The 17,337-nt window shown below is 65.6% G+C and carries 14 protein-coding genes and 1 tRNA gene; 7 read left to right on the top strand and 8 right to left on the bottom strand.

Annotated features, from left to right (window positions below):
• Window positions 1-5: 5 nt before the first annotated feature.
• The 3 genes from HNO88_RS01070 to HNO88_RS01060 all read right to left on the bottom strand — a co-directional run bounded on the left by HNO88_RS01070 (window position 6) and on the right by HNO88_RS01060 (window position 2,890).
• Window positions 6-221: a hypothetical protein gene (locus tag HNO88_RS01070; protein ID WP_184241884.1), complete on the bottom strand. Its 216-nt coding sequence runs from the start codon at window positions 219-221 to the stop codon at window positions 6-8.
• Between the two features lie 69 nt (window positions 222-290).
• Complete coding sequence (gene greB, locus HNO88_RS01065; RefSeq protein ID WP_184241882.1) at window positions 291-776, bottom strand: transcription elongation factor GreB; 486 nt, start codon at window positions 774-776, stop codon at window positions 291-293.
• Window positions 777-901: 125 nt separating this feature from the next.
• Complete coding sequence (locus tag HNO88_RS01060) at window positions 902-2,890, bottom strand: lytic transglycosylase domain-containing protein (RefSeq protein ID WP_184241880.1); 1,989 nt, start codon at window positions 2,888-2,890, stop codon at window positions 902-904.
• A gap of 112 nt (window positions 2,891-3,002) precedes the next feature.
• On the opposite strand from HNO88_RS01060, the gene dapA reads away from it, so the two are divergent.
• The 7 genes from dapA to alaS all read left to right on the top strand — a co-directional run bounded on the left by dapA (window position 3,003) and on the right by alaS (window position 12,566).
• Window positions 3,003-3,884 (top strand): 4-hydroxy-tetrahydrodipicolinate synthase, encoded by an 882-nt coding sequence (gene dapA / locus HNO88_RS01055; RefSeq protein WP_184241878.1) that lies wholly within the window; start codon window positions 3,003-3,005, stop codon window positions 3,882-3,884.
• A 222-nt stretch (window positions 3,885-4,106) separates the two neighbouring features.
• Window positions 4,107-4,589 carry an SsrA-binding protein SmpB gene (gene smpB, locus HNO88_RS01050; protein ID WP_184241876.1) on the top strand — a complete coding sequence of 161 codons (483 nt, stop codon included), beginning with the start codon at window positions 4,107-4,109 and terminating at the stop codon, window positions 4,587-4,589.
• On the top strand, window positions 4,586-5,176 hold the full coding sequence (locus HNO88_RS01045) for a DUF2062 domain-containing protein (RefSeq protein ID WP_184241874.1): 591 nt from the start codon (window positions 4,586-4,588) through the stop codon (window positions 5,174-5,176). The genes smpB and HNO88_RS01045 overlap by 4 nt, the downstream gene beginning before the upstream one ends.
• Complete coding sequence (locus HNO88_RS01040) at window positions 5,173-7,638, top strand: hybrid sensor histidine kinase/response regulator (protein ID WP_184241872.1); 2,466 nt, start codon at window positions 5,173-5,175, stop codon at window positions 7,636-7,638. Before HNO88_RS01045 ends, HNO88_RS01040 begins: the two co-directional genes overlap by 4 nt.
• An 8-nt stretch (window positions 7,639-7,646) precedes the next feature.
• Complete coding sequence (locus HNO88_RS21980) at window positions 7,647-8,312, top strand: transglycosylase domain-containing protein (RefSeq protein ID WP_312856969.1); 666 nt, start codon at window positions 7,647-7,649, stop codon at window positions 8,310-8,312.
• A gap of 109 nt (window positions 8,313-8,421) precedes the next feature.
• Window positions 8,422-9,495 (top strand): recombinase RecA, encoded by a 1,074-nt coding sequence (gene recA / locus HNO88_RS01030; protein WP_184241870.1) that lies wholly within the window; start codon window positions 8,422-8,424, stop codon window positions 9,493-9,495.
• Between the two features lie 404 nt (window positions 9,496-9,899).
• A complete protein-coding gene (gene alaS / locus HNO88_RS01025) occupies window positions 9,900-12,566 on the top strand; it encodes an alanine--tRNA ligase (protein WP_184241868.1) in 2,667 nt (888 codons plus the stop codon).
• Window positions 12,567-12,751: 185 nt separating this feature from the next.
• Here the strand turns inward: alaS and HNO88_RS01020 are convergent, their stop codons facing one another.
• The 5 genes from HNO88_RS01020 to cpdR all read right to left on the bottom strand — a co-directional run bounded on the left by HNO88_RS01020 (window position 12,752) and on the right by cpdR (window position 17,333).
• Window positions 12,752-12,916 (bottom strand): hypothetical protein, encoded by a 165-nt coding sequence (locus tag HNO88_RS01020; RefSeq protein WP_184241866.1) that lies wholly within the window; start codon window positions 12,914-12,916, stop codon window positions 12,752-12,754.
• 188 nt (window positions 12,917-13,104) lie between these two features.
• Window positions 13,105-14,877, bottom strand: coding sequence for a cation:proton antiporter domain-containing protein (locus HNO88_RS01015; protein WP_184241864.1), 1,773 nt, complete (start codon window positions 14,875-14,877; stop codon window positions 13,105-13,107).
• Window positions 14,878-15,188: 311 nt separating this feature from the next.
• Window positions 15,189-16,412: an NADP-dependent isocitrate dehydrogenase gene (locus HNO88_RS01010; protein ID WP_184241862.1), complete on the bottom strand. Its 1,224-nt coding sequence runs from the start codon at window positions 16,410-16,412 to the stop codon at window positions 15,189-15,191.
• Window positions 16,413-16,785: 373 nt separating this feature from the next.
• A tRNA-Val gene (locus HNO88_RS01005) sits at window positions 16,786-16,860 on the bottom strand.
• Between the two features lie 98 nt (window positions 16,861-16,958).
• Window positions 16,959-17,333 carry a cell cycle two-component system response regulator CpdR gene (cpdR, locus tag HNO88_RS01000; RefSeq protein WP_184241860.1) on the bottom strand — a complete coding sequence of 125 codons (375 nt, stop codon included), beginning with the start codon at window positions 17,331-17,333 and terminating at the stop codon, window positions 16,959-16,961.
• Between the last annotated feature and the right edge of the window lie 4 nt (window positions 17,334-17,337).

Raw genomic sequence — 17,337 nt, 5'->3', positions numbered from 1 at the left:
AAATCTCAGGCGGCGGTGTCCTTGTTCTCGGTTCGCTCGATCACCTTGCGCAGGCGCTGCGCGGTGGCCAGGGCCTTGGCCTGTTCATCGTCGGAGCAGTCGGCCTCGACGATTTCCTCCAGGCGTTCGGCAGCCTTGCCCAGCATGCTCTTGAGCGCTTCGGTTTCCGCCCGCGCGTTGCCGAGCGAATGGCGCAGATCCTGCTCTGTCTTGTCGGTCATGTATCTTTTCCCCGCGTACCCGACACGCATCATAGGCTTGGAAGAGGTCGGAGCCAAGTGCTCCTTGGTTCAGAGATCAGGATAATTGATCTTCAGCACTTCCCACTCCTTCTCTCCGGCGGGCAGGCGCACGGTTCGCAAGTCACCCACCTGAGCGCCCCGCAAAGCCCTTGCGAGCGGTGCGCTCCAGCCGATCAGGCCGGCGGCGGCATCCTGCTCGTCGTCGCCCACGATCGTCATGGTAAGGTGCACGTCGTCCTCGTCGGCGAGCACGACCGTGGCACCGAAGAAGACCTTGCCACGCTCGTCCTGGCGCGCCGGATCGACCACGCGCAAGGCCTTCATTCGCCGTGCGAGATAAGCGAGTTCCCGGTCGATCTCGCGCATGCGCTTGCGACCGTAGAGATAGTCGCCGTTCTCGGATCGATCGCCGTTGCCTGCCGCCCAGCTGACGATCTCGACGATCTCGGGTCGCTCCTTGCCAAGCAGGTGATCGTAGCGGGCGCGCAAGGCGGCCATGCCTGCGGGCGAAATGGGTGGGCCGTTATTCTGCATGATACCTGATCAGCGATGGTGCTCCGTTCGTGTCGAGCAAAGGCCGAGACGCGCTTGCCCCGGGCTCTCCGCGTATCGACTTCGCTCGGCACAATAGGAGAGGGGAGGTCCGTACCGGGCCGGGGCTAGCCCGGAGTTCGCTTGCCCAGCAGATTGCTCAGCGGCGTACTGCCGCGGTAATAGCCGCGCTCCGGGTGCATGCTCTGGTAGACCACGGCATTCTCCAGCACGCGCTGGATGTAGTTCTTGGTCTCGTAGATCGGAATGCGCTCGATCCAGTCGATCCAGTCGACGCTGCCGGTGCGCGGGTCGCCATTGGCACGCAGCCATTTGTTCACGTTTCCGGCTCCGGCGTTGTAGGCGCCCACCGCCAGCGGCGTCGCCCCGCCGAAATAGTCCATCATCCGTCCGAAATAGCCGTCGCCGAGTCGGACGTTGTAGGTTGGGTCGGAGATCAGCGACTCGACGCTGTAACCCAGTCCCATCTTGCCCGCCTGCTCGCGCGCGGTTCCCGGCATCAGCTGCATCAGCCCGCGAGCGCCCGCGTGGCTGACGGCGTTCTGCGCGAACTGGCTTTCCTGCCGGGTGAGGGCATGCGCCATGACCCAGTTGCCGCCGGGCGGAACCGGCATTTCGGGAAACGAAATCCGTCCGAAGCTGGTGTAGCCGTCCGCATGTGCCGATTGGCCGAGGATCACGCCCAGGTCGCGCCGGCCGATTTCGCGCGCGAGATCGGCGACGAGCACGTGGTCGGCCTCGGACTGCGCCTGGTCCGAGATTTCGCGGTAGAACTGCACGCCGGTGCGCCAGTCGCCATCGCGAGCGACGTCGCGGACCGCGCGGGTGATTGGCTTGGCCTGGAACGTCGCGCGTTCGGCGCTGGTCGGGCGGGCCTGCGGCATGACGTCGAGGTTGGGCATCGGACGGCCGAGCCGCTCGAGCGAAAGCTGCCCGTAAAACGCCTCCGGGTAGCGCGCCGCCATTTCGAAGTAGCGATTGGCTCCGGCCGTGTCGCCGCCTTGCGCCAGGGCGCGGCCCGCCCAATAGAAGCCCTTGGAACGCGTGCCCGGCGTTTGCGCGGCCGCACCATAGCGGTAGAACAGCGGCGCGGCGCGGCGGGGGTCGCGCAGCTCCCACAGTGCCTTGGTGCCGCCCAGCCAGACAAGCGTCGTGTAATCGTCACGCACCCGGAACGAGAGCTTGGAGATATCCGTGCCGGGCGCGAAGGCATCGTCGATCGACGACGCGATGCGCACCGCCGGATCGGCACCCGCGCCCTTGGCGGCGGTCAGCAGCTCACGCACCCACTTCTCGGGCTCAGGCACCGGTTGGGCAAGCGGCGCGCGAGTGGCCAGCAGGCTGATCGCGGCGGGCAGGTTGCCACTATTGCGGGCCTGTACCGACCGATTGTAGATATAGCCCGGATCGCGCAGCAGCTCGGCGCCGATCGGCATCCCGAGCGAGCCTGGGGCCGCGCCTTGCAGCAGCGAGAGGCGCTCCATGTAGGCACCGCGCCGCGCGGCCGAGACGAACGAGACCTGCCGCTCTGCCTGCGACGTCTCACTCTGCCAGAGCAGCGCATTCATGCGCGCGTCGTGGTCGTCGGTGGTGAAGCGATCGCGGTAGAACGAGAGCAGCGTCGCTTCGTCGTTCGCGTTCAGCGAGCCCGCACGCCAGGCGATCGACGCACGCTGGCTGGCATCCGCGCGGCGGGCGTACGTCAGCGCCGTCGCATAGCGACCGGCCGCCTGGCTGCTCAGCGGTGGAAAGCGGTCGAAGAACGCGATCAGCCGCGAAGAATCGGGCGATTCGTTGGCCAGCGCCTTTTCGGCATAACCCCGCAGCTTCTCCTCCTGCGGATAGCCGGGATAGGTCATCAGGAACGAGGAATAGGCGTCGAAACCCATCCGATCGCTGGAGGTCAGCAACTTCCAGCGATCGATCGATTGATGCGTCGCCATGTCGTGGACCTGCATCTGCGCGGCCCGCGCGCGGTCCCACTCGGCTCCTCCGGTTCCTGTGCCCATGCTCGTGTTCTGAGCCGAGACAGGGTTTGCGAAGCAGAAGGCCGATGTCAGCAGTAGACAGGCGGAGGCGCGCAGCATGCTGGACATTTTCGGGAAAGGCTCCTTATCAGGCCCTGAATGATCAAGTCTCATGGTGGCCGCCTGCTGTTGCTGGCAGGCGTGTGCGCCCCCCTGATGACCAACAGCAAAGGCGAAGTCCATGTTCTCGGGTTCGATTCCGGCACTCGTCACCCCATTTCGCGATGGCGCGTTCGATGAGGGTGCGTTCCGCAAGCTGGTCGAATGGCAGATCGAGAACGGATCGTCGGCGCTGGTGCCGTGCGGCACGACGGGCGAGAACTCCACGCTCTCCAACGCCGAGCACCACCGCGTGATCGAAGTTTGCGTGGAGCAGGCCGCCGGCCGGGTGCCGGTGATCGCGGGGTGCGGCAGCAACGATACCAGCAACGCACTTCTCCACATGAATTTCTCGAAGAAGTCCGGCGCCGCCGCCGCTCTGGTCGTCGCACCCTATTATAACCGGCCGAGCCAGGAGGGGCTGCTCGCTCACTTCTCCTACCTTGCAGAGCACAACGACCTGCCGATCGTGCTCTACAACGTGCCCGGCCGCACGGTGACCGACCTGCAGCCCGAGACGGTCTGCGAACTGGCGCGTCGATTCCCCAACACCTTCGTCGGCATCAAGGATGCCAGCGGCGACCTCAGCCGCGTGACCGACCATCGCATGGGCATCGGCAAGCAGTTCGCCCAGCTGTCGGGCGACGATGAGCTGGCCTTGCCATTCAATGCCGCGGGCGGGGTCGGATGCATCTCCGTCACTGCCAATGTCGCGCCCAGGCTCTGCGCCGATTTCCAGGCCGCCTGCGCCGCCAACGACCTGGAGCGCGCGCGCGACCTTAACGACAAGCTCTACCCGCTCCACTACGCCATGTTCGAGGACAGCTCGCCGGGCCCGTGCAAGTACGCGCTGGCGCAAGTGCACGACTGGATCGAGAACGAGCTGCGCCTGCCGCTGGTCCCGTGCAGCGACAAGGCCCGCGCCGCAGTCGATGCAGCGCTGGAGCATGCCGGGCTGCTGTAAGGTAACGTCGTCCCGGGCTCGACCCGGGACCGATTTCGCCGACGCTGCATCTGGCCGCCAAAGGCGCCGTGCCTCGCCAATCACCTGCGACAAGACGAAGCCGACCCTGGGTCATGCCTGGTCGGCTTGAGCCCGGCAGGCCACGCTTCACCCCGAAGTCTATTTTCGCGCCGCGACCGTTCATGATTTATTTTGCCGCGGCGTGCACCTACATGCCCCCTCATGGCCCGCCCTCAGCACAAAGAATTCGAAAAGACGAAGATCGTGGCGGAGAACCGCCGCGCCCGCTTCGAGTACTTCATCGACGACGTCTACGAGGCCGGCATCATGCTTACCGGCACCGAGGTCAAATCGCTGCGCTTCGGTGAGGGGTCGATCGCGGAGGCCTATGCCGAGGTCGCCAAGGGAGAGGTCTGGCTGGTGAACTCCAACGTGCCCGAGTTCAGCCACGGCAACCGCTTTAACCATGTTCCCAAGCGGCCCCGCAAGCTGCTGCTGAAGGAGCGCGAGATCGCAAAGCTGCACGGCGCGGTCGAGCGCAAGGGCATGACGCTTGTTCCATTGTCGATCTATTTCAACGGTAGAGGCCGCGCAAAGGTGGAACTCGCGCTTGCGCGCGGCAAGAATGCGGCCGACAAACGCAATACGATCAAGGAGCGCGACTGGAAGCGCGAGCAGAGCAGGATCATGCGAGACCACGGATGAGCACGCTGTTTTCCCGTCTCGCGAAGTGGTTTCACGGCCAGATGCCCACGCATGAGCAGCTGGCGGCCAACCGCTACACTGCTCACTTCGCGCGTCGGCAGGAACTGTTTCGCTTCACCCGCAGGTCGGTGCCGCGCGGAGTTGCTGCGGGGATCTTCGTCGGCATCTTCGCGATGATCCCGGGCCTCCAGATCATCGGCGCGGCACTGATGTGCGTGCCCGTGCGCGGCAACATTCCGCTCGCCGCAGCGATGACCTTCCTGTCGAACCCGGCGACGACGCCGTTCATCCTCGCCGCCTCGATCTGGATCGGCAACCACCTGGGATTTCACGCCGACCTGTCGACCTTCTACTCGCTTTACGAGAGCGGGGCGGGGATCAAGTCGTGGCTCTACTGGCTCTTGTCGGATGCGGCGCCTTCGCTCGTGATCGGATTGTTCGTGATCTCGGTCGTCGGCGCGGTGATCGGCTACGTCGCGTCGATCTGGTTCTGGCGCGCCTGGATCGGCCGCAAGCATCGTGCGCGGCAACTGCGGCCGAGCCGGACGGCAATAGCCGCGCCGGTCCGCACCGAGGCCGGGGTATGAGCGAAGCCGGGGCCCCGGCGCGCGGGCCTGGTGAACTCCTCATCGTCGCTCTCGCGCTGGTCGCCAGCGTCGGCATTGTCTGGTTTGCGACCGGGGACGCCATCGCGGTGGGTGTCTACGCCGCAGGCGTGCTTGCGCTAGGCGCTGTCGCCTTGGCGCTGGTCCGCCGTCGTCCGGCCGAAGTCGAGCAGGAGTTCGCCAGCCCCGACTGGTCGGTCACGGTCGCCGCGATCGAGCGCGCCGATGCCGCCATCGCCGTCACGGATCGTGCCGGCCGGCTGGTCTGCGCCAACTCGCGCTTCGAAGCCTGGTTCGGTGCGGGCAGCGCTCCGCCGGATCTGCCGCTCGACGATGCTTCGCGCGAAGCCCTCGCCGAAGCCGTCCGGCTCGCGTGGCGCGATGGCGAGGCGCAGCTCGCGCTTGCCAGCGAAGGGTTGAGCGGGGCGGCGATCGGTGCACGACGTTGGCAGGCGCAGGCCCATCGGGCGGGTCGCGGCGAAGACTTCATCGTCTGGCGATTCACGCCGCAAATCCAGGGCGACCCGGTTTCGGAACTGGTCGGCCATCTCGACGGCAAGTTCGGGCGCGCGCTTGCCGGGGCCGGCATCGTCGCGGCACTCGTCGATCCCGATGGACAGATCCGCGCTGTCAGCGCCGGCTTCGCCGAGCGTGCCACGGGTGACGCGACTGCCGAGGTCATCGGGCAGGACTTCGTTCTCCTGCTGCGCGAGGAGGAGGGGGCGCGCATCGCCTGGGCGCGCGACACGCAGCAGTCCAGCCCGATCACGCTCTACCACGTACCCGTCGTCGACCCCGACTTGCCTGGCCAGCCCGATCCTCTGACGACGCCCTCGCTGATGCTCGTCGTGGACGCCGGGCTGGGAATCGGTGCGAGCGAGGGCGGTGGCGCGGCCGTGCCGCACCTGGAGGCGCTGCTGGGACAGCTGCCGCTCGGCCTTGCCATGGCCGACCGCGATGGCCGGCTGCTCTTCGCCAACGCTGCCTTCATGCGCGCCGCCGGACGCGAGGCGCAGACGCCGCCGACCTACCCCACCGACATCGTCGTGAAGGAAGACAAGCGCGCGCTGTCCGAAGCCATCCGCCGCTTCGCGCAAGGGCCGGCCGCCGCCGGCGACATCGCCGTGCGCCTGACGACGCAGCCGGACGATCCGGTTTCGCTGAGCCTTGCCGGCGTGCGCGGGCTGGGCGACGCTGCAGTGCTGCTGGGCCTCACCGATTCCTCCGAAGAGACCCGCCTCAAGCGCCAGGTCGCGCAGGCCACCAAGATGCAGGCCGTGGGCCAGCTCGCGGGCGGTGTCGCGCACGATTTCAACAACGTGCTGACGGCGATCCTGGGCACCTGCGACCTCATGCTGATGCGCCATACGCCCGGCGATTCCGACTATGACGACATCCAGCAGATCCGCGCCAATTCCAACCGCGCCGCATCGCTTACCCGCCAGCTGCTCGCCTTCTCGCGCCAGCAGACGCTACGCCCCGAAGTGCTCCAGTTGCCCGATGTCGTCGCCGACATTTCGCAGATGCTGCGTCGGCTGATCGGCGAGAAGATCCAGTTCGTCGTCACTCACGATCGCGATCTGGGCCCGGTGCGCGCCGACCCGACACAGCTCGAGCAGGTGATCGTCAACTTGGCCGTCAATGCGCGCGACGCGATGCAATCGGCGTCCGGCAACCGCGATGGCTCGGGCCGCCTCACGCTCGCGACGCGACGCGTCACCGCCGCAGACGTGCGCGCGATGCGCAGCGAGATCATCCCCGTCGGCGAGTACACCGCGCTCGTCGTCGAGGACACCGGCAGCGGCATCCCGCCCGAGCACCTGGGCAAGATTTTCGAGCCGTTCTTCACTACGAAGGAGCAAGGCAAGGGCACCGGTCTTGGCCTTTCCACCGTCTACGGCATCGTCAAGCAGTCCGGTGGATTCATCTTCGCTGACAGTGAGGTGGGCCGTGGCACCCGCTTCACCGTTTACCTGCCGGTCGACCATGCGAGCCCCGGCAGTGCCCGCACGCTTCCCAAGCCGAGCGATGCGCCCAAGCAATGGGCAGGCGGCGGCCGCATTCTTCTGGTCGAGGACGAGGATCCCGTGCGCGTGGTCGCCGAACGCGCGCTCACCCGGCAGGGCTACGAAGTCACATCGGCGCGCGACGGCGAAGAGGGTCTGGAGCTGGTGCAACAAGGGGGGCGCTTCGATCTCGTCGTCAGCGATGTGGTGATGCCGACGATGGATGGCCCCGCGATGGCCCGTCACATCCGCGAGATTGCGCCCCAGTTGCCGGTCCTGTTCATGTCGGGCTATGCCGAGGAGCAGCTGCGCAAGGAGATCGGCATCGCCAATGCCTGGTTCATGCCCAAGCCGTTCTCGGTGCAGCAGCTTTCCGAGAAGGTCGGCGATGTGCTGGCGCAGACCGCGCGGCCGTCCGCGGCGCCCGCCACCGCGTGAAGTCAAACGTGCTCAGGAACACGGTCTTCGTGGCCGTGCTGGCGCTGATCGGCGTCTCCGCCGGCTTGCTTGCATACTATGGCCTGGGTCACGCCGACGCCATCGACGATTCGCCTCATCTGATCCGCCTGGCCGACAGGCTGATCGCGCGCGACCAGTCGGGCGATGGACTCGGTCCCGATCGTCAGGCCATGCTGCTTGGGGTGGTGGACCCGGGCTTCGCCGCGCATCAGGGTGCCGACATGGACACGCCAGGCGGTGGCATGACCTCGATCACGTACGCACTGGCCAAGCGCCTCGACTTCGATGGGTTCCATCCGGGAGTCGCATGGATCCGCCACCGCGCTTACGCTCGGGGCTTGGAAGAGCGCCTGTCGAAGCGGCAAATTCTCGCCCTCTGGCTCGAAACTGTGGAAATGGGCCGAGCACGCGATGGCTGGATGAAGGGCTTCTTCATGGCGAGCCGGGTGATCTACGATCGTCCACCAGCCAAGCTCACGGACAGGCAGTTTCTGCGCCTCGTCGCGGTCGTCATCGCGCCGACCAGGTTCACTCTCGATGCGCCCGATCCCGCGCTGGACGAGCGTGTCGCGCGGATCGAGCGCCTGCTCGCCGGGACATGCGCGCGCACGGCAGGCAGCGATGTCTGGCTGCAAGGCTGCGCCTCCACCTAAAAATTCCGCCGCATGTGTGTTCCCCTCTTGTTCACGTAGAACAAACCGCATACATTGCGGCGCGTGACGTTGACCTTTCCGGTCAGCCCGGTAGCGAAGGGAAAGAGACATGGCTGCTCAGCTCAAGCTGATCCAGGAAGGCAAGGAAAAGGACGCAATGGACCGTCAAAAGGCCCTCGAAGCCGCAATGGCGCAAATCGATCGCGCATTCGGCAAGGGCAGCGCGATGAAGCTCGGCTCGAAGGAGGCGATGCAGGTGGAGGCGATCTCCACCGGCTCGCTCGGGCTCGATATCGCGCTGGGCGTCGGCGGCTTGCCGCGCGGCCGCGTGATCGAGATCTACGGGCCGGAAAGCTCCGGCAAGACCACCTTGGCGCTGCACTGCATTGCCGAGGCGCAGAAGACCGGTGGCACTGCCGCCTTCATCGACGCCGAACACGCGCTCGATCCGGTCTATGCCAAGAAGCTGGGCGTCAACATCGACGAACTGATCGTCTCGCAGCCGGATACCGGTGAACAGGCGCTGGAGATCGTCGACACGCTGGTGCGCTCCAATGCCATCGACGTGCTGGTGATCGATTCGGTGGCCGCGCTGGTCCCGCGGGCCGAGATCGAGGGTGAGATGGGCGACAGCCACGTTGGCCTTCAGGCTCGCCTGATGAGCCAGTCGCTGCGCAAGCTGACGGGATCGATCAGCCGCTCGCGCTGCATGGTGATCTTCATCAACCAGCTGCGCATGAAGATCGGCGTCATGTACGGCAACCCGGAAACCACCACCGGCGGCAACGCGCTCAAGTTCTACGCTTCGGTCCGCCTGGACATCCGTCGCACCGGCGCGATCAAGGACCGTGACGAGGTGACCGGCAACGCCACCCGCGTGAAGGTGGTCAAGAACAAGGTCGCCCCGCCGTTCAAGCAGGTTGAATTCGACATCATGTACGGTGAGGGCATTTCAAAGATCGGCGAGATCCTCGACCTTGGCGTCAAGGCCGGCCTGGTCGAGAAGTCGGGTGCCTGGTTCAGCTATGATTCGATCCGCATCGGTCAGGGGCGTGAAAACTCGAAGAACTACCTTCGCTCCAATCCTGAGGTTTGCGACAAGCTGGAAAAGGCCATTCGCGATCATACCGCAGGTCTGTCCGAAGTGATGATGGCCGGCCCTTCGGAAGAGGACGACGTCTAAGGCTCCGTCGTCCCGGGCTTGACCCGGGAGCGGTTGCGTCATGAAGCGCCTCCTCGTTCTGTCAGGTTCGTGCGCGGACGCAATGAAGAACAAGGAACAGGATTCTTAGGCAGAGGCGCAGAGGCGCAGTGAGCAAATGAGGAGGCAACTCTTGCGGCGAAGCCGCCGTGTGCTCGTCGTTCGCCGCAAGCTGGATAGATGGGTGAGGAGGGCTTGGCGGCCAAGAGCAAGGTCCTCCCTTCTTTCTTTCCGCGCCTCCGCGGCTCCGCGCGAGAAAATTCTTCATGCTGTTCCAGCCTGCGATTTTACGCCCCTCCGCGTACCCCCCGGTCCACCTGCTAACGATCACTTTGATCGCGCCTTCCCGCTTGCCGCACCCCGAGGTGCAGTTTATCGGCGAACCCATGCGCTCCACGAACGAAATCCGCCGGTCTTTCCTCGAATACTTCGGCTCGCAAGGCCACGATGTGGTGCAGTCCGCGCCCCTGGTGCCGTACAACGACCCGACGCTGATGTTCGTCAACGCCGGGATGGTGCCGTTCAAGAACGTCTTCACCGGGCTTGAGAGCCGCGATACACCCCGCGCGACCTCCTCGCAGAAGTGCGTACGTGCGGGTGGCAAGCACAACGACCTCGACAACGTCGGCTACACCGCGCGCCACCACACGTTCTTCGAGATGCTGGGCAACTTCTCGTTCGGCGATTACTTCAAGGAGCAGGCGATCACCCATGCCTGGACCTTGCTGACCAAGGTGTGGGGACTACCGCCTGAGAAGCTCCTGGCCACCGTCTATCATACCGATGACGAGGCGTTCGAGCTGTGGAAGAAGATCGCCGGTCTGCCCGAGGACCGTATCATCCGCATCGCCACGAAGGACAACTTCTGGGCGATGGGCGACGATGGCCCATGCGGGCCATGCTCCGAGATCTTCTACGACCATGGCGCGCACATCCCCGGAGGGCCTCCCGGCTCACCCGACGAAGACGGCGATCGCTTCATCGAGATCTGGAACCTGGTGTTCATGCAGTTCGAGCAGGTCGGGGGCGAGATCGTCGGCAACCTGCCGCGTCCTTCGATCGACACCGGCATGGGCCTGGAGCGCGTGTCCGCCGTGCTCCAGGGCGTGCACGACAACTACGATACCGACACCTTCAAGGCGCTGATCGCCGCGTCGGAAAGCTTGACCAGCGTGCCGGCTGAAGGTGCGCAGCGCGCCAGCCATCGCGTGATCGCCGATCACTTGCGTTCCACCGGCTTCCTGCTGGCCGATGGCGTGCTGCCATCGAACGAGGGCCGCGGCTATGTGTTGCGGCGGATCATGCGGCGCGCCATGCGCCATGCGCACCTGCTCGGCGCCACGGACCCGCTGATGCATCGCCTCGTGCCGGCGCTCGTCGCCGAGATGGGCCAGGCCTATCCCGAGCTCGGCCGCGCGCAGCCGCTCATCGAGGAAACGTTGCAGCGCGAGGAGATCCAGTTCCGCCGCACGCTGTCGAACGGTCTGCGCCTGCTCGACGAAGCGACCGCTGAAATCGCCGATGGCGGCGAACTCCCCGGCGAGACCGCATTCCGCCTCTACGACACGTATGGGTTTCCTTACGACTTGACCGAAGATGCGCTGCGGTCCCGCGCTATTACCGTGGACCGCGCTGGCTTCGACGAAGCGATGGCGCGCCAGAAGGCCGCTGCGCGAGCGGCTTGGAAAGGCTCGGGCCAGGCGGCGGACAGCGACGTGTGGTTCGACTTCGCCGAGCGCGAAGGCGCGACGGAATTTACCGGCTACAATGCCGAAAGCGCCGAAGGGCGCGTCGTGGCGCTGGTGCGCGACGGCAAGGAGGTCCGCTTCGCCGAGGCTGGCGACGCAGTCATCGTCCTGACCAACCAGACGCCGTTCTATGGCGAAAGCGGCGGTCAGGTTGGGGACGCGGGGCTGATCACCGGCGCCCCCGGCAGTTCATCGGGCGAGCTGCGCATCGCTGTCGAAGACACCGCGAAGCCGCTCGGCCGCCTGCATGCCATGCACGGGCGCGTCGAGGCGGGAACGGTTACGGTCGGCGACACCGTTCTCCAGACGGTCGACGTCGAGCGGCGCGAAGCGATTCGGGCCAATCACTCCGCCACGCACTTGCTTCACGCCGCCTTGCGGGGGCGCCTTGGCGATCATGTGACGCAAAAGGGGTCGCTGGTAGCGCAGGATCGCCTGCGCTTCGACTTCTCGCATCCCAAGCCGCTCAGCGCTGAGGACATCGCGGCGATCGAGGCCGAGGTGAACGCGGAGATCCGTCACAACGAGCCGGTAACCACCCGCTTGATGAGCCCGGACGAGGCGATCGAGGCGGGCGCGATGGCACTCTTCGGCGAGAAGTATGGCGACGAGGTTCGCGTACTTTCGATGGGCCGCCTCAGCGGCAGCCGCAACTACTCGGTGGAGCTGTGTGGTGGCACCCACGTCGACGCCACGGGTGACATCGGCGTGTTCCGCATCGTGTCGGAGAGCGCCGTCTCATCCGGCGTGCGGCGCATCGAGGCGCTCACCGGAGAGGGCGCGCGACGCTGGCTGGTGGGTCGAGAGGACGCGCTGAAGAACGCGGCGGCCTTGCTGCGCACCACGCCCGAGGACGTCGAAGCTCGCGTCGCGGCGCTGTTGGAAGAGCGCCGCAAGTTGGAGCGCGAACTCGCCGAAGCCAAGCGGGCGATCGCGCTGGCCGGCAGCGGCCCTGCATCTTCGGCACCGGCCGACGAGGACTTGGGCGGCGTCAAGTTCTACGGACAAGTGCTGGAAGGCCTCGATCCAAAGGAGTTGCGGGGCTTGCTGGACCAGGCCAAGCAGCGCCTCGGCTCGGGCATCGCCGCGATCGTCGCCGTGAACGAAGGCAAGGCCAGTATCGCTGCGGCCGTCACCGACGACCTTGTAGAACGCATCAGCGCCGTCGCATTGGTTCGCGCCGGTGTCGAGGCACTTGGTGGAAAGGGTGGCGGGGGGCGTCCCGACATGGCGCAAGGTGGTGGACCGGACGGCAGCAAGGGCCAAGAGGCGCTCGCCGCCGTACGCAAGGTCATTGCGGGCTAGGTTCGATCGACCTTGAGGCCGACGGCCACAGCCTCACGGACCAGCGGCGCGCAGTGAGGCTCAGGCAAAGAGGGGCGACGGGACGCGGTCGCTTGCATCCCGGCGGGGCGCTGCTTGGCAGCGTCTTGATTGTAAGCCGTCAGCTATGTTGCGGGCTGACCCAGCAGAGGGTCGCGTCCTCGTCCCTACCGGCCTCGGCTTGTGCCCCGCGTCTCCGGTTCGGATCCTTGTGAGAGGTTGCGCTCGCGTCCATCGTTTCCGCTGTTCTTGTCGCCCTTGATCGCGCCTTCGTCCGGCTGATCATCCTGGGTCAGCGGGCTCTTGTCGGGTGTATTGCTGGGGTGACTCATCTGCATTCTCCTTCCTGGTATCAACGAGTTGACACCCAGGAACGTACCCCCACTCACCGCAGCGGCGCGTCGGTCGATCGGTTCGGCAGCGTGCTGCGGCTGTCGGGCTGCGGATACGCCGCTTGCATCGCGGATGCCGAGAGTCGCGCCGCCGAGCAGCTACTCGCGATCGCTGCAATGTTCCGATCTCAGGCGGGTCGTTCTCGTAGACTGGAGCTACGCAAGCTCGGCTTTTCGGTGAGGCCACCTTCTTCCATGAGCTTGATGCGCAGTTCGTCGCGCTTTTCGTGGATCGAGGCGATGACCGGTCCCATCGGCACGCCAAGGTCGACGAGCACGGCCTCGGACAACTGGAGCGAGCTTTCCAGCGTTTCGGGCACCGCCTGGCTGGCACCGGCGCGGTAGAGCTCCGCGGCATGGGTGGTGTCGCGCGCGCGGACGATGATCGGCAGGTCGGGGTACTCGCCGCGCAGCTTGCGTACGAGGCGTTGAGTGGAGACGGGCTCGTCCATGGTAAGGATCACCGCCGTTGCGTTGTTCGCGCCAAGCCGGTCCAGCGCGCTGCCGCGGGCGGCATCGCCGAACGTGACCACATAGCCCTGATGCTTGCCTTCGGTTACCAGATCGGTGTCGCTGTCGACCGCGACGTAGGGCTTGTCGTGCGCCTTGAGCATGTCGGCGACAAGGCGCCCGACACGGCCGAACCCGACGATGATTGCCCGTGGCTCCTGCTCGTCGGGAAGGCTGGTGGCGGGCAGGGCACCGTCGAGCTGCCGCCCCATCGATCGGCCGAACAGCGCCAGGAGCGGCGTGATCGTCAGGCCCAACGCCGTGACGATCTGCCAGAATTGCTCTGTCGCGGGGGTGATCAGCTGCGCCGCGGTGGCGGCCGTGAGCACGATCAGCGTGGTTTCCGATGGGCTCGACATCAGGATGCCGGTTTCCATGGCGGTTCCTCGCCGAGCGCCCATGACGCGCAGCAGCAGGCCGGTGACGAGCGCCTTCAGCGCGATTACGCCAACCGTGGCGACAAGGATGGCGACCAGGTTTTGGGCTACCACCGCGAAGTCGATGCTCATGCCCACGGTGATCAGGAACACGCCGAGCGCGAGACCCTTGAACGGTTCGGTAATGTGCTCGACCTCGACATGGTACTCGGTCTCGGCAATCAGCAGGCCGGCGATGAGGGCGCCCACGATTGGTGACAGGCCCGCCGCCGCAGTCGCGAGCGAGGCGAGGATCACCACCAGCAGCGAGGCGGCCAGGAACAGTTCCGGGCTCTTCGTGCGGGCGGCCTGCGCGAACAGCGGCGGCAGCATGAAGCGGCCGCCGATGAGCAGCGCGGCCACCACTGCAATGCCCAGGGCGATCGTGCCCGCGATCGCACCGAAGCCGGATTCGGCGTTCGGGCCGATGGCACCGAGCAGGAAGATGATCGGGACCAGGGCAATGTCCTCGAACAGGAGCATGGCCAAAGCCGCGCGCCCGACCGGGGTGGCCGTGCTGGTGATCTTGAGCACCAGCGCAGTGGAGGACAAAGTCAGCGCCAGGCCAAGCGCAAGGGCACCGCCCAGGCTGTGGCCAACGAGGGCGAGTACGGCGGTAATCGCAGCGCCGATCCCCAGCAGTTCGAGCGAGCCGAGGCCGAAGACCTGCCGGCGCATCTGCCACAAGCGGCCGAACGAGAGCTCGAGCCCGATCGAGAACAGCAGCAGGATGATCCCGAACTCGGCGAAAAGGTCGAGGCCCTCGGGGTCGGATATGGTGAAGTGATAGAGCCAGGGATGGCTCGGCACCAGGCGGCCGAGGCCGGTCGGTCCGACGAGCAGGCCAACGAGGATGAAGCCGATCACCGGCGTGATGCGGAACCGGGCAAAGATAGGGATGACGGCACCGGCGGCGCCGAGGATTACGAGGGCATCGGAGACGAGCGGGGAGTAGAGTTCACCATTGGCAGCCATCGGAGCACTATGGGCGGCATGACCGCCGATGTCACGGTTGCGCCCGAGCTTTTCTCTAGCCACGGCACTGGAAAGCAGCCGATCGCTCGATAGTGGATGGCAGGGGCACGGCGTGCAGGTCGCTGATGTGTGGTCCGACGCTTGGAACATGGGCCATGCTGTCGTTCAACATCGGCATGGTCGGTGCGATGGCGCGGCGCCGCATGCGGTGTGCGACGTCCTTGCGAGGCCGCAGCTTTTCTAACAAAGGTCAGGCCAGGCTCCGGCACGGCCGCACGCCATCGCGCGGCCGTGCCGGTTACATCAGGCGATCACGCCCAGGTGGACATCTCGGTTTCGAGGTTCTTCACGATCTCCTCGAAGAACTGCTCGGTCGTCATCCAGCTCTGATCGGGGCCGATCAGCAGCGCGAGGTCCTTGGTCATCTTGCCGCTCTCGACCGTCTCGATGCAGATGCGCTCGATCGTCTCGGCGAACTTGACCACCTGCGGAGTGTCGTCGAACTTGCCGCGATAGCTGAGGCCTTGCGTCCACGCGAAGATCGAAGCGATCGGGTTGGTGGAGGTCGCCTTGCCCTGCTGGTGCTGGCGGTAGTGGCGCGTCACGGTGCCGTGAGCCGCCTCAGCCTCGACCGTCTTGCCGTCGGGCGAGAGGAGGACCGAGGTCATCAGGCCCAGCGAGCCGAAGCCCTGCGCCACGGTGTCGGACTGCACGTCGCCGTCGTAGTTCTTGCAGGCCCACACGAACTTGCCCGACCACTTGAGCGCGGAGGCGACCATGTCGTCGATCAGGCGGTGCTCGTAGATGATGCCCTTGGCCTTGAACTGCTCGGCGAAGCCTTCGGCGTCGAACACTTCCTGGAACAGGTCCTTGAAGCGACCGTCGTAGGCCTTGAGGATCGTGTTCTTGGTGGACAGGTACACCGGCCAGCCCAGGTTGAGGCCGTAGTTGAACGAAGCACGCGCGAAGTCGCGGATCGAATCGTCCAGGTTGTACATCGCCATGGCGACGCCGGCGCCGGGGAACTTGAACACTTCCAGGTCGATGTTCTGGCCGTCGTCGCCTTCGAACACCAGGCGCAGCTTGCCCGGGCCGGGGATCAGGGTGTCGGTGGCGCGGTACTGGTCGCCGAAAGCGTGACGGCCGACGACAATCGGGTCAGTCCAGCCGGGCACCAGGCGGGGCACGTTGGAGATCACGATCGGCTCGCGGAAGACGACGCCGCCCAGGATGTTGCGGATCGTGCCGTTGGGCGACTTCCACATCTTCTTGAGGCTGAATTCCTCGACGCGCTGTTCGTCGGGGGTGATAGTCGCGCACTTGACGGCGACGCCATACTGCTTGGTGGCGTTGGCGCAATCGATCGTCACCTGGTCGTCGGTGGCGTCGCGGTTCTCGATCGACAGGTCATAGTACTTCAGGTCGATGTCGAGATAGGGAAGGATAAGGCGCTCGCGGATCCACTGCCAAATGATGCGCGTCATCTCGTCGCCGTCCATCTCGACGACTGGGTTCTTGACCTTGATCTTTTGCATTCGAAAACGCTCCTGGGGTGGCAATTTCGCGGTTTCTTAGGCAGCGTAAACCCGCATAGCAAGGCAAGTATCGGCGTGACCGGGCCGGTGCGCGTTTCATTGCGGCGCCGTAAGCGATCGCGAGGAAAGCCGGTGACGCACCGAGACGTCACGATCCACTTGGTCGGAGGGCATGCTTGAGCGGTCGGTCAATCGATCCCATGCGCGGGACGCGACAGGTCGATGGGCGCAAGGCTCAGCGGCAAGGGCGAAGAGAGGATTTACCTGCCTCGTCACCGCGACCCGCGTGAAGCAATCGAGACGCTCAGAAGCCCGTGCGCAGCGGCAAGCATGAAAAAGCCCGCTAAGCCAAGAGGCTAGCGGGCTCTTCAGATGGTGGGCGTAGCAAGGATTGAACTTGCGACCCCTACGATGTCAACATAGTGCTCTACCACTGAGCTATACGCCCGAACACCATCTGCGTTCCGGCGGCCCGGATCGCTCTGATCCCGCCGGAGGAGGGCCCTTTAACCGCGGGTCCGATGCGATGCAAGCCCCCTTGGTCGTTCAAATTCGCGCATGTTCGGCAAGGCCGAAGACGCGCTGCACCTCCAGCACCAGGTCGCGCAAGTGGAACGGCTTGGACAGGACGCGCGCTTGCGGAGCCTCGCGGCTGGCGCGCAGGGTGACGGCGGCGAAACCGGTGATGAACATGACCTTGGTCTGCGGCGAGACCTCGTTGCAGCGCTGCGCCAGCTCGATCCCGTCCATCTCGGGCATGACGATGTCGGAGAGGAGAAGGTCGAACACCTCGCTTTCGAGCAGGACCAGCGCCTCGGTGCCGCGGTCGACCGATACCACGTCGTATCCGGCATTCTGCAATGCGCGCGCCAGGTAGGTGCGCATGGCTTGATCGTCTTCGGCAAGCAGGATGCGGATCATCGCG

The sequence above is a fragment of the Novosphingobium chloroacetimidivorans genome (genome assembly GCF_014204535.1).
GTDB classification, from domain to species: domain Bacteria; phylum Pseudomonadota; class Alphaproteobacteria; order Sphingomonadales; family Sphingomonadaceae; genus Novosphingobium; species Novosphingobium chloroacetimidivorans.
Note: the sequence above shows the minus strand (reverse complement) of the source record. Positions and strands in the feature narration are given on the sequence as shown.